The sequence below is a fragment of the Bifidobacterium sp. WK041_4_12 genome (assembly GCF_041080795.1).
GTDB classification, from domain to species: Bacteria; Actinomycetota; Actinomycetes; order Actinomycetales; family Bifidobacteriaceae; genus Bombiscardovia; species Bombiscardovia aquikefiricola.
The window spans coordinates 587,312-600,474 of record NZ_CP129674.1 but is presented as its reverse complement, the minus strand read 5'-3'; the positions used below and the strand labels follow the sequence as shown (position 1 = coordinate 600,474).

The following is a 13,163-nucleotide window of genomic DNA, read 5'->3' as shown; positions in this document are numbered from 1 at the left end:
AGAAGTGAGTTAATGCGCGCACGGTGGCATGGTCCAATTGAAACGGTTACAGGGAGCAAGGCATTTGCACACGGAAAACTGACTCGTCCAGCACTTATTTCGATTTCGATTCTGACCTTCATCACCTTCGTGGGCAACTTCACTCAGCTGCAGCTGACCAGCGCACTGCCGACCATGGTACGTGAATTCCATATTTCAGTCACCACCGGCCAATGGATGACTTCCATCTTCCAGCTCGTCATGGGCGTCATGATTCCTTTGACAGCTTTCCTCACCAAACGCTTCACGACTCGAGAGATCGTGATTGCATCAATGGCCATCTTCACCGCTGGTTCGTTGCTGAGCTGGCTTTCGCCCTCCTTCATTCTCGTTCTGGCAGGTCGAACGCTTGAAGCCGTGGGAACAGGCGTGATGTGGCCGGTTCTCCAGATAACCGTCTTTTCCATATATCCGCTGGCCAAGCGCGGCGTGGCGATGGGAACCGTTGGTATTGCCATGAGCGTCGCCCCCGCATTGGGGCCGACATTGGGAGGATTGCAGACCGACAGTCACGGATGGCGGTCGATATTCTTTTCACTTACGATTCTTGGCGCGCTATGTCTGATCGTCTCGATGGTCTGGCTGCGTAATTTCGGTTCCCGCGATGAGAGGGCGCACGCTGATTTCTTTTCGGCGAGCCTTTCGGTGGTTGGCTTTGGCGGATTGCTGTTCGGCTTCACGAACATTCAGGCATATTCGATGCAGAGTCCCTTGACGTGGCTTCCCATGATCGTAGGAATCGTAGGCATTGCATGGTTCGTGTTGCGTCAAATACATCTGACGGTGCCATTGCTCAATCTGGCAGTGTTCCGCAATCGTGGCTTCACCGTCGGGACCATCACCGCTTCCCTTTCGTTCTTTGCATTCAGCTCGATCATGGTGATCATGCCGCTGTACATTCAGACCGACCGCGGGTATTCGGCAACCATGAGTGGTCTGATCATGCTTCCTGGTGCTCTGGGCATGGCCATCGCACAGTTCCTCGGAGGTCGCTTCCTTGACCGTTTCGGCGCTCGGCCTGTCGCTATCAGCGGCAGTCTGGTACTGACGCTCGGCACGATTGGCATGAGTCTCGTGGGGCTTGATACCTGGATTTGGTGGGTTTCCATCTGCCAATTCGTCCGGCAGGTCGGCATGGGATTCGTGCTGATGCCGATAACGACATGGGCACTCAACTGTCTTGAACCTGAGGAGGTTTCTGCAGGTTCGGCAGTGACGAACACCGTTCGGCAGCTCGCAGGAGCCATGGGAGCACCGGTGCTGGTCATCCTTATGGAGAGTTTTGTGGCTGCACGTCAGTCAGCGATGGGCGGCGGGACGGCTACGGCAGTTCCGGCAAGCATCTTCGGCATTGAGTGGATTCTGCGCGTATCGTCGCTGATATGCGTGGCGATGTGCATGCTGATTTTCCTCGGGGTGAAGGGAGATGGGGCTGGCAGCGGACGCGCCATGGCTCGCGTGGCATTGCGCAAGATGCGCATCGTGCATCTGCCCGATCTTCATTCAGCTCCGATTCTGCGCAGCATCGAGGATTTTTCGGAACGTCATGTGATTTCTCATGTTCCGTATGTGTCTCATACGCCTAAGGATGACGTGGTAAACCCTTGAGCCGACGAGCTACTCTTTCGGCAGCTCCTGATGCGGACAACTGTGGAGCACGACAAGCATTGCCTGCTTCTCCGATTGCGCAATCGTCAAGCGATACTTGGTTTTTACCCCGATTTGTCTGGATACATAGCTGCATTGATATGTCTTGCTGCTCGGCAGCCAGTATGCCGCGGAACTGCTGCCTTTCTCTTGGTTGGAGCTGCCATCGACGGCAAGAAGATTGTAAGGATCGTTGCCGAATCGATATCGTTCGGCTTTCGTCCATGCATATGCCCCCGAAATCCACGCATTCTCGAGGGCTACTACATGGTCGATCTGCACCGCTGCGCTCGTCTTCGGACCTCTTACGAAATCGATGGTCTGGGCCGTATACGGATCATTGAGAATCCCTGATTGAACGATGCAACTGCCGGCATGGGCGAACTTCAGCGAGGTGAGGTCTCTGGCAAGCACATCGTCTCGTGCATCGCATCCATTGCCGTCGAAATCGGTCTGACGAAATCCGAATGAGGCGCGATCATACTGAGCTTTGACGGTTTTGGCTGCTTTGCTCTCGCTCATCTCCAACAGCTGCAGGGCAATTGCTGCGGATCCCGTGACGTGATAGCCACCACTGAGGTCATTGATATCGTCGCTGAATTTCGGCAGCATCAAGCCAGCGACGATGCCCGCCACCACCGCAACCCCAATCAAGGCACAGAGCCGTCCCAGTGGTCTGGCGTTACGAAACCGCCATAAGCGCCGCAAGCGCCATTGCCATTGCCATTGACAACTTCGGTGCAGGGTCCTCGATTTCGAAATTCGTGTCGGACCGCCACGTGACGTTATGACATCATGGATTCGCAGCATGTCCACATCCGTGTGGGGGATTGCATCTCCCCCGGCGAGCGCGCTGGCTGGTGTCATGCCTTGCGGCGTGCTGGCCTGCGGTGAGCTGTGATCTCTGTTCACAGTGGTCCCTTCTGCTCAAAGCTTGGCATCCAGGAAATATCGGTTTGCTCGACAAGCAGTTTCGACTCTAATTACCCCACGGCATGAAGTGTGGCATGATGCTCCCATGTGGTCGAATGTGCTGCCATCAGCGTGCGAATGCTTGCCAATGCCCTCCAGCGCTCGAAAAAGGATCAAGGTTTCGAGTTTTGCGACAATTCTGAAGTATCAAGCTCGATTTTCTGCTTGTTGAGGTCACCTTTTCAAGGTTTTTAGGCAGGTATACTCCCACATTGCCGCAAAACTCGCATTCTCAACAAAATGATCAGCCTTACGTGCTGGATTTCTATGCATGCTGAGTTTCTCGGGGGTCAACGTGTCCGAATCGCTTTCAACGAAGTGATTCTCTTGTTGAAAACAGGGACGGCATACGTATGGATGGCGAGCTGCCAGGCTCACTTGCTTCTGGCTTGAGCCAAGGACCGCCTTTTCATAAGCGTCGCTGGGACAAGGCCTGCGCCATGCAGACTTTCTCGAAACAGCGGGTGAGGTCCCTCGTTGAGCAGTGCAAGCACTTCGCGCATCGCCAAGGTGCCGAGTTGATCGAAATGAGGGTGAACGGTCGTCAGAGGCACAGAGAGATTGTCCATTCCCGGCATGTCATCGAAACCTACCAGGCTCATATCCTGCGGAACGCGAATGCCATGTTCGTGCATCGCGCGTGAGCATCCTATCGCCTGATTGTCATTGGAGGTGACGACCACGGTGGGCAATGCGCTGCCCCCACTGCCGACTTCATCCAAGAAATGGTTCATGAGGGCATAGGCTTCGCCAGCAGACCAGCTTGAAGCCCGAATCACATCGGTATGAATGTTCAGCTGCGTGCAGAAGGTCTGCCATGCCTGCAGCCTCGTATGCGCGTCGCGCCATTGACGTGGTCCGGCGAGATACAGCGCCGTCCTGTGATCCAGACTTCTGACCAGGGCGGCAACGTCTCGCATTGCAGACCACTGGTCTATGCCCAGGAATGAGACATCCTGCGTGCCATGGCTATGAGCGAGGCCCTCCTCAATGCTCATGGCACCATGGGTTGACGTGATGATGACCTTCGGCTGAGTGATTCTCGCCTGGCATGCGGCCGCAAACATCAGATCGGTGGGGGCGAGAAATATGAAGGCATCAACATTTTGTTCGAGGAACATTTCGCACAGTTCCTCTACGTCCTTCTTCGATGCCTTGGACTCATCAATCATGCCAACCGACATGAAAAGACTATGGGATCTGGCAACGCTTTCGATGGCGCTCATTGAGGATACAGGTCCATAGAACTGGACGCCACCTGCAATGAAGCCTATGGTGCGCGACCTGCTGGAAGCCAAGGCTCGTGCGGAATTGCTGGGTCGATAACCCAATCTATCGATGGTCTTCTGAACCTTGGCGCGAGTCGAGTCAGAGACATCCTGAGAATGATTGATTACACGCGACACGGTCTGATGGGAGACACCCGCACACCGCGCTACCTCAAATATCGAAGGGCGCTTGCTGCCATGGCGTGTGCCATTTGCACTGCTCATATGCGCATTCTCCTATCAGGCTCGATTCCCTTGAGCATACTCGATGCGCTGCAATTGCATGTACCAACACACTGCAAGAATTCTGGACGATTCAATGCATTCAGTACCGTAATCATCATAGGTGCACACTACGTTCGAGAAGACGACTAGCTCAAATGCCACGAGATTCTGTGCAGATCGGATGGTCCGTACTGCCGTATCGCCGCCCGATGAGCAGCGGAACCATAGCCCTTGTTGTGTTCCCAATGAAATGGCTGATACTCGGGATGTGTCTGCGATAGCTGTGTCATCAGGGCATCCCGTCTGACTTTGGCAAGCACTGACGCGGCCGCGACTGTTGCACACGACGCATCGGCCCGTATCTTGGTGAATACGGTTGGAATGATGGTGATTTCTGGAGCATCGAAAGTGTTCAAGGCCTTCGTGATGTAGTCGAAGGGCCCGTCGAGAATCGCTGCCACGGTGATTGGGCGAGGCATGGTTGGCGCTTGCTCCCCAACCACAGCTGCTTGCGCCGCATGCCTTGTCCGCTGCTCCTGAACGGTCTGAGTCACATGCTGCCCTTGCAGCCCATACTGCGATGCCAGCAAGTCGCAGGAGTCTTCGACGGCTGAAATCGCACGGAGAGCAGCCAATCCGAGAGCGTGCGAGATGCCCGACTGGTCTATCTCGGCATTGCTTGCTGACCCTACCGACCATGCATCAGACCACCTCTGCAAAGGATCTATCAGCGATTCCCTGCGGTGTGGAGTAAGCATCTTGGAATCCGCCAAGCCGTTAGGAACGTGACGAGCATGCATCGAATCGGCTCTCACAGCGGCAGCGCCTACCATAACAGGTCCTGCAAGTGAGCCGCGTCCCACCTCGTCAAGACCAATGACCAGGTCAAATCCATCTGCAACGAGTGACTGCTCCATCGTCAAGGTCGGAGCGGCATGAATCGTTGTCCGCGCTGTCGAGGTGGCGGACGTGGCGGAAACGTTGGAAACAGTGGAAACGGTGGAAGCGTTCAACGACATAGCATCTTCACTCCGTGGCCGAGCTCGCCTGGGGAACCGAGGCAAATACCTTCTCGTAATTGCTCAACACCGACCATCGCGATATGGGCCAATAGACAGCAATACCCACACCGACGACATCGGATTCAGGTACGAGGCCATGGTCACCATCCTGAGTATGATATCGGGAATCGGCGGAATTTGAGCGGTTGTCACCGAGCACGAAGACATGCCCGGCGGCCACCTTGACATTGAACGCCATGGAACTGGGATCAACGCCCGGCCGAATGTAATCCTTCTCGTCTATCGCCACGCCATTGACCGTAACTGGCCAGCCTGAACCCTTGCACGCCACGGTATCACCGGGCAGACCTATCAGGCGTTTAATCAGATATTCGCTGTTTTGAAAGGAAGTGGAGGAGCTCTCAGCACTCAGCCAGTGTGCGGGATCCTTGAACACTATGATATCGCCGCGAGCAAGGCCAGGATACTTCGGTGCAATCTTGGAGGTGATGACTCGATCGCCAATCTGAATGGTATCCATCATGGACGCTGACGGAATGGAATAGAGTCCAAGAAAGAAGACTCGGACAACGAAGACTATTACCAGAGGGAGCACAAGCACCGTGAGCATGGTTTTCATGCTAAACAATGACTCGGTGTCAGACCCCTGCGGCGGTGCCTTATGGCGAGCTGTGCGGCCACGACGCAACTGTGCGTCCGGGTCAACGCCTCTATCCGCAACGGCGATCACATATTCATCGTCATCTGAATCGTGCACGGCTTGCTACTTCGCTTTCTTGAGGTGACACAGCGCCCTATGAGGTGACTCAATGCCTTCTTGAACTCACACTTCGCGCTGCAATCCAGCGCGGCAGTCTTGACGCAACTCACGACTATATCGCAGTCTAGTCCATAATAAATGACCCGGAGCTAAAAGGCTTCGGGTCATCTGATGTCCTATGCTGCAAGGGAACTCACAAGACTACTTCGTTTCGGAAGCTGCTGGCTTGTTATCCTTGCGCTCGACGATACGAGCTGCCTTACCGCGAAGGTTGCGCAGGTAATACAGCTTTGCACGACGGACACGACCCCTACGCAGCAGCTTCACCGAAGCAATCTGTGGGGAGTGCAGTGGGAAGCGGCGTTCGATTCCAACGCCGAAGCTCACCTTGCGAACCACAAAAGTCTCACGCAGTCCGGTGCCCGAACGAGCGATCACCACGCCGGTGAAAGCCTGGATACGCGTGTTGTTGCCTTCTGTGATGTTCACATTGACTTCAACGGTATCTCCAGAACGGAAATCCGGAATTGACTCTTCTGGCTTGAGCTGCTTGGCTTCAAAGTCCTGAATAGCATTCATGCTGTTCCTCCATCACTGCCGTATATCAGCGCATGATAAGGGGCTTGCACGCGTTGATCCGCGTAAGTCAAACCCAATCATTTCCCACAAGTTTGCCTGTGGGATCCTGCCAATCCGCCACGTTGCAAGGCATTCGCCTCGTATGGCTGGACCTATTGGAATTGAAGTCTATACGGCAACCCTAATTCCGGCATAACAAACAAGAATGTTAGCCCATTCTCACGACTTGATGCAAGGATGGGCCAAACCACAACTGCTACTGATAATTACTGACGGTAATTACTGACGGTGTGCGCGGTAGAAGTTGATCAGCGACTGGGTGGACTGATCCTGCTTCGCGAGAGCCTGGTCATCGCTTGAGATGGCTGGTGTGATCTGCTTCGCGAGAACCTTGCCAAGCTCGACACCCCACTGATCATAGGAGTCCAGACCCCACACCGTACCCTCAACGAAGGTGATGTGCTCATAGAGAGCAATCAGCTCGCCAAGTGCGAATGGTGTCAGCGCATCGCCGAGGATTGACGTCGTTGGACGGTTTCCGGTGAATACGCGTGCTGGAACGATTGCCTCTGGCGTTCCTTCTTCGCGAACTTCATCAGCGGTCTTGCCGAATGCGAGCGCCTTGGTCTGTGCGAAGTAGTTCGCGAGGAAGAGCTCGTGAACGTCCTGGTCGCCATCCTTGACCGGGTTTGGCGTATTGGCGAAGGCGATGAAATCGGCAGGAATAAGGCGCGTGCCCTGATGAATCAGCTGGTAGAAGGCGTGCTGACCGTTCGTTCCTGGCTCACCCCAATAGATTTCTCCAGTTTGCGTGGTGACGGGAGTGCCGTCCCAGCGCACGGACTTGCCGTTCGATTCCATCGTCAGCTGCTGCAAATATGCAGGGAATCGGTTCAGATATTGGTCATATGGCAGAACGGCGTGTGAATGAGCGCCGAAGAAGTTCACATACCAGACGTTGATGAGGCCGAGCAGCGCGACGACATTCTGCTCAATCGGGGTGTTGGCGAAGTACTCGTCGATTTCATGGAAGCCATGCAGGAACTCTTCGAATCGTGCCGGTCCAAAGACGATGGCCAGGGATGTTCCGACTGCCGAGTCCACAGAATAGCGTCCACCAACCCAGTTCCAGAACCCGAAGGCATTGCGAGGATCGATGCCAAAGGCTTCAACCTTGTCAAGCGCGGTCGATACTGCAACGAAGTGACGCTCGATGGCATCCTTGCTCTGTTCTTCGGAACCATCGATGGCGCCCTGTGCCTGCAGCTCTTCGAGCAGCCACGCCTTTGCCTCACGTGCGTTGGTCAGGGTCTCAAGCGTTGAGAACGTCTTGGAGACGATGATGAAGAGCGTGGTCTCAGGGTCGAGACCCTTGGTTTTTTCAGCGAGATCGTTAGGGTCGATGTTGGAGATGTATCGGGCTGAAATGCCAGCGTCAGCATATGGCTTCAGTGCCTGGTACGCCATGTTGGGACCAAGATCGGAACCGCCAATGCCAATGTTGACAACCGTTTCGATCTTCTTGCCGCTGACGCCCTTCCACTCGCCCGAACGAACCTTGTCGGCGAATGCATAGATGCGGTCAAGTGTTTCACGAACGTCCTTGACGGTGTCCTGACCATCGACGATGTATTTGCCCTCGTCTTCGACCGGACGGCGAAGCGCGGTGTGCAGCACTGCACGATCTTCGGTGTTATTGATATGAACACCGCTGTACATTGCCTTGAGACGCTCTTCCAAGTTCACGCTTTTGGCAAGATTTGCCAGCAACGGCAGGGTTTCAGGCTTGATCAGATTCTTGGAAAGATCAAAGTGCAGGTCTCCGGCATCGAAACTAAGCTTTGCGGTACGTTGTGAATCCTCATTGAACCACGTACGCAGATCGATGCCTTCGCGCTGCAGATCTTCGAAGTGCTTCTGCAGGTCCTTCCATGCTTGGGTGGTTGTGGCATCAATTGGTGGGTTAATTGCCATGATTCGGTCCTTTCGTCACCTTCATTGTCAAGCGATGCAAACGTTTGCAGTTCAGGTTTGCCTCGAATTCGATGTTCATTTTACTAACAAAAGTGGACATTATCAAACAAGTTCTTGCATAATGCAAAATCGAAAGCAGATTCTCATCACGCTTTTTAACAACTTAATATTCATTGTGAACTCTTCAAAGTATAGACACTTCAAATCGGCGAAATAACACTCGTAAATGGCTTGATTGCGTCCAAAAATGCCATTGATACTTTGAAGAGTTCACAATGAGCACTGCTTCCCGCTAGAGAATGTCGTCATGACCCGATTCAGCCAGATGCGCAACCATATCCTTGACCTCTTGGCTCCGAGCGCGCGGCGCAACAAGGAGTGCGTCAGGCGTGTCAATCACGATAAGGTCATCGACGCCAAGCAAGGCAATGGTTCTTCCGGACTGTGGAGCAACGACGTCACCTGCCGAATCGAGATACACCAAGTCGTCCGAATCCCCCAACACCTTGATATTCTGCCGGTTTGAACTCGGCAGCAGGGCGGCGACCGAATTGAAATCGCCCACATCGTCCCATCCGAATCCGCCGGGAATCACAGCCACGCCACTTTTTGCCGCCACCGGTTCGGCCACGGCATAGTCAAAGGCGATTTTTTCGATGCCATTCCACCAGCGCTTCATGGCCTGCGAACGCTGCTCCTCTCCCTGATCCCACGCCTGTGCAATCGCCTGAATGGCTTTGTAGATGTCTGGGTGCGTCTGATGCAGGCTATCGAGCATGACATCGGCACGCATGATAAAGATGCCGGCGTTCCAGCGATACTCTCCCGTTTCCAGATATGCCTGAGCCGTTTGAGCATCCGGTTTCTCGACGAAGGATTCAACGAGATGTGCCTGTGGCGCGTCCTGAATCTCTGAGGCCAAGGACCTGCCCTCATGGATATAGCCAAATGCCGTGGAGGGCCGTGATGTAGCAATGCCTATTGTCGTGACATATCCGGCACGAGCGGTGACGACGGCCTGACGTACCGATTCCGCGAACGCAGCATTGTTGCGGATAACATGATCTGCAGCAAACGAACCGACGACTGTCTGCGCTCCAAAGCGTCGGGCGATCACCGCTGCAGCCAAGGCAATGGCAGCCGTGGAGTCCCTGGGAGACGGCTCGGGAAACAGTGCCGAGGAATCCAACTCGGGCAGTTGCTCGCAGATGGCGCTGACATGCCGTTCACCCGTCGAGACGTATATGTGGTCAGCTCCGCACAGCGGCACCAGCCGGTTGTACGTCGATTGAATCAGTGTCTGCCCTGAGCCAACCATGTCATACAGGAACTTGGGCTTGGCTTTGCGGCTCAATGGCCATAGACGGGTGCCAACGCCACCAGCCGGAATGATTGCGTGAAAGTCCTCAATTGTCATGTCTTCATTCTCTCGCAGATGTTGTACACGGCTGAAACTCGCGACACCTCAGCCGGCGACTGGACAAATCTCAAGTTTTCAGTACACTGTTGAGATTGTGCCGAAGTTTAAGCCAAGGCTTATGGTTGTCATGATTGATGCCGAGGCAAAGTCCGAGCAATACGAGGTTTTTCAAGAAACCAGCCCCTATAGGTTGGAATCATGAGAATCGCTTATTGCAGAAGATTTCGACAACTTGCCACTTTAGCTCAGTTGGTAGAGCGGCTCACTCGTAATGAGCAGGTCGACAGTTCGATTCTGTCAAGTGGCTCCATGCACACATTGCACCACATCCGAGAGGATGCTGGGCAACGTGCATTCCAGACATGGCGCGATGCGAATGCAGAGTTATAGTCCTGACAATTCCCATCGTGCCGTGTTCAGTTCAAGCGCGAGTGGCGTAATGGTAGCCGCGCAGGATTTAGGTTCCTGTGTCTTCGGACGTGTGGGTTCAAGTCCCATCTCGCGCACACAGCTTAGCCTTGCAATTGCAATGATCCTGCTGTGAGCATTGAAATGGATTGAGGTAGGGGTTGCAGTTGAATTCCTGCAACCCCTACCTTATGTTCTCCCTAACATGCCTCTGCGCATTGCAATTCCGGTTACCTCAGCACGTGCTGGGACAGTGGTGCGATCCCTGCGATTGCTGCGATTCAGATTCGTGCAGCAAGCTGAGGGAATGCGTTCACTCCCGCATATTCGGCAGTGTCCCCTAGCCGCTCCTCAATTCTCAGCAGCTGGTTGTACTTCGCCACGCGTTCGCCACGAGCAGGAGCACCGGACTTGAGCTGCATCGCATTGGTGCCCACGGACAGATCGGCTATCGTCGCATCGGTGGTCTCGCCAGAACGGTGGGACACCATGGTGGTCAATCCATTGCGATTGGCGAGTTTGATCGCCTCTAAGGTCTCGGTCACCGTTCCTATCTGATTGAGCTTGATAAGCGTGGAATTGGCGGTATGCTCGCTGATTGCTCGAGTCAGGAATTTCGGGTTGGTGACGAAAATATCGTCTCCCATCACCTGCACCTTGTCCCCTATCTTGGCTGTGAGAGATGCGAAATCACCCCACGCGTTCTCATCGAATGGATCCTCGATGGATGCAATGGGATATTCGTCAATCAGGCTCTCGTAGAACCGAGCCATATCCTGCGCGCTCGCCTTCGAACCGTCGAAGTCATAGACGTCGTTCTCCTTGTCGTAGAACTCCGATGCAGCCGAGTCGAAGCAGATGGCGATTTGACGTCCAGGTTCGTAACCGGCTCTTTCGATGGCCTCGATCAACAGATCGAAAGCCTCCTTATTGGACTTGAGGTTGGGCGCGAAACCACCCTCGTCTCCCAAACCGGTTTCAAGCCCCTTGTCGATCAGTACCTTCTTCAACGCATGATATGACTCGACATTGGCTCGCAACGCCTCATGGTAGGAATCAAACCCCACGGGCGTAAACATGAATTCCTGAATGTCCACATTGGAAGAGACGGCATGGACTCCTCCGTTGAGCACGTTCATTGCGGTGACGGGGATAATATGTCCGTTGGCTCCACCGATATACCGGTATAGCGGCAGATGCGCCGAGGCTGCCGATGCATGAAGTGCGGCCAGAGAAACACCCAGTATGGCGTTGGCACCAAGCCGAGACTTGTTATCGGTTCCATCCAGATGAATCAGCGTCTCATCCACAAGCCGTTGATCAGACGCGTCAAGCCCGACCACCGCCTTGGCTATCTCACCGTTCACTCCATCGACAACAGTTCGCACACCCTTGCCGTCGTAGCGCTTGGCATCACCATCACGCTTCTCATTGGCCTCGTTCTCCCCGGTCGAAGCGCCGGAAGGAACAGATCCGAGGCCATATGAACCATCCTCCAGAAGCATGTCGACTTCCAGGGTTGGATTGCCACGAGAATCAAGAATCTCGCGTGCGTGAATATTCGAAATCTTACTCATAATAGTCTTCCTTCGTTCTTGTGAAACATGGTCGTTCATAGGATTCGACTGCTTCGAGGCAACAATGTGCCGCGTCGCCGCACCGCTCATGAATTGAAATGGTGCTGACTCGCCCTGTCGAACGCGTCAGCAATTTCATGCTGCGCAGTGGTGAGATTAGACCAGAGCATGTGAGCGTCGACATGCTTGCCTGGCTCTATCGATTTGTAATTCGAAAAGAAATGCTGAATCTCTGCCTTCTTCCACGAACTAATGTCGTTCAGATCCCGCACGCCGTCATATCTGACATCATCCGGCACGCAGATGATCTTCGGATCAGGCCCGTGCTCATCGGTCATGACGAACATCGCGACGGGACGGACATCAATCAGACAGCCAGGGAATACCGGAACCTCGTCGAGCACCAGAGCGTCAAGAGGATCGCCGTCTTCCCCCAAGGTATTCTCGATGTAGCCATAATCTGCGGGATACCCCATGGATGTGAACAACGTTCTATCCAACTTGATTCTGCCTGTTGCATGATCCATCTCATACTTGTTGCGCTGTCCCCGTGGTATTTCCACAAGGACGGACAAGCGTTTCGTATCGCTCATGTTCCTCCTCTCGTTGCGCAAACTCGTTGTGCAAACGTGTTGTGCACAGATGAGGAGGTAAAAAAACAGACTCCTGCATCTCTGCAGAAGTCATCAGCCTTATGGCGGTTCGGACTCTCAACGCCGCTGTGCTGAGAAGTCTCAGGGTAACTTCATACCCACGAGGATCAGTGTAGCAGAGAATGTCAACTCTTATATTGGTCTGCAAGCGGAACGGTAAGAACAGCAATGCTTTGAGTGTGCGACAGGCGCAATGAAACCGAACCGTTGGCCCACTCCTGCAATGCTGCCAAAGCACCCCTCTCCCGAGTGCCAACCACAATCATCGAAGCATTGTGGCTGTGCGCAAACTTAGCAAGCTCCTTCGCCGGATCCCCTGCCAGAAGCTGGTATTGCGCTGTGACGCCAGCATCTTGGGCGATGCCGAGCACATGTTCAGAAAGTCGCGCCGAGTCGTCACGCCATGTCTCGCTCATGCTGTCAGAATCCAAAGGCACCATGTGGCCGTTTTCCTCGGTCAGCGTGGAATTCACGTATACGAGATACAGCATCGAAGCTGACATCGAGCCCGCCATCCGACATGCCTCTTCCACGACCCGATCAGGCTGTCCGGGGATGACTCCAACAACTATCGAAGATGAACCTGCGCTAGCATCATGCATAGTATTTCTCCTTATGC

General features: G+C 54.1%; 11 protein-coding genes, 2 tRNA genes and 1 riboswitch. Of the genes, 3 read left to right on the top strand and 10 right to left on the bottom strand.

What is annotated here, in order from left to right; genetic code table 11:
* Positions 1–12 precede the first annotated feature (12 nt).
* The gene (locus QN215_RS02575; protein ID WP_369344573.1) at positions 13–1,647 is read left to right on the top strand and encodes an MDR family MFS transporter; all 1,635 of its coding nucleotides are present in this window, start codon (positions 13–15) and stop codon (positions 1,645–1,647) included.
* Positions 1,648–1,656: 9 nt separating this feature from the next.
* Here QN215_RS02575 and QN215_RS02570 read toward each other — a convergent pair whose 3' ends face one another.
* From QN215_RS02570 to QN215_RS02540, 7 genes are all read right to left on the bottom strand, one after another.
* Entirely contained in the window at positions 1,657–2,298 is a 642-nt protein-coding gene (locus QN215_RS02570) for an HNH endonuclease family protein (protein WP_369345039.1), read from the bottom strand.
* A gap of 734 nt (positions 2,299–3,032) precedes the next feature.
* Positions 3,033–4,151 (bottom strand): LacI family DNA-binding transcriptional regulator, encoded by a 1,119-nt coding sequence (locus QN215_RS02565; protein ID WP_369344572.1) that lies wholly within the window; start codon positions 4,149–4,151, stop codon positions 3,033–3,035.
* Positions 4,152–4,297: 146 nt separating this feature from the next.
* Entirely contained in the window at positions 4,298–5,068 is a 771-nt protein-coding gene (locus QN215_RS02560) for a ribonuclease HII (RefSeq protein WP_369345038.1), read from the bottom strand.
* Positions 5,069–5,177: 109 nt separating this feature from the next.
* Positions 5,178–5,930: a signal peptidase I gene (gene lepB / locus QN215_RS02555; RefSeq protein WP_369344571.1), complete on the bottom strand. Its 753-nt coding sequence runs from the start codon at positions 5,928–5,930 to the stop codon at positions 5,178–5,180.
* Positions 5,931–6,134: 204 nt separating this feature from the next.
* Entirely contained in the window at positions 6,135–6,512 is a 378-nt protein-coding gene (rplS, locus tag QN215_RS02550; protein ID WP_369344570.1) for a 50S ribosomal protein L19, read from the bottom strand.
* Positions 6,513–6,791: 279 nt separating this feature from the next.
* Positions 6,792–8,486: a glucose-6-phosphate isomerase gene (pgi, locus tag QN215_RS02545; RefSeq protein ID WP_369344569.1), complete on the bottom strand. Its 1,695-nt coding sequence runs from the start codon at positions 8,484–8,486 to the stop codon at positions 6,792–6,794.
* 292 nt (positions 8,487–8,778) lie between these two features.
* Entirely contained in the window at positions 8,779–9,903 is a 1,125-nt protein-coding gene (locus QN215_RS02540; RefSeq protein ID WP_369344568.1) for a mannose-1-phosphate guanylyltransferase, read from the bottom strand.
* 237 nt (positions 9,904–10,140) lie between these two features.
* Here QN215_RS02540 and QN215_RS02535 point away from each other — a divergent pair.
* Positions 10,141–10,216: transfer RNA gene (locus QN215_RS02535), tRNA-Thr, on the top strand.
* A 115-nt stretch (positions 10,217–10,331) separates the two neighbouring features.
* Positions 10,332–10,412: transfer RNA gene (locus QN215_RS02530), tRNA-Leu, on the top strand.
* Positions 10,413–10,595: 183 nt separating this feature from the next.
* Here the strand turns inward: QN215_RS02530 and eno are convergent.
* The 3 genes from eno to QN215_RS02515 form a co-directional block, all read right to left on the bottom strand.
* Entirely contained in the window at positions 10,596–11,891 is a 1,296-nt protein-coding gene (gene eno / locus QN215_RS02525; protein ID WP_369344567.1) for a phosphopyruvate hydratase, read from the bottom strand.
* 86 nt (positions 11,892–11,977) lie between these two features.
* On the bottom strand, positions 11,978–12,484 hold the full coding sequence (locus QN215_RS02520) for an inorganic diphosphatase (protein ID WP_369344566.1): 507 nt from the start codon (positions 12,482–12,484) through the stop codon (positions 11,978–11,980).
* A gap of 77 nt (positions 12,485–12,561) precedes the next feature.
* Positions 12,562–12,653, bottom strand: a riboswitch (Fluoride riboswitch).
* A 16-nt stretch (positions 12,654–12,669) separates the two neighbouring features.
* On the bottom strand, positions 12,670–13,146 hold the full coding sequence (locus tag QN215_RS02515) for a universal stress protein (protein WP_369344565.1): 477 nt from the start codon (positions 13,144–13,146) through the stop codon (positions 12,670–12,672).
* Positions 13,147–13,163: the final 17 nt, after the last annotated feature.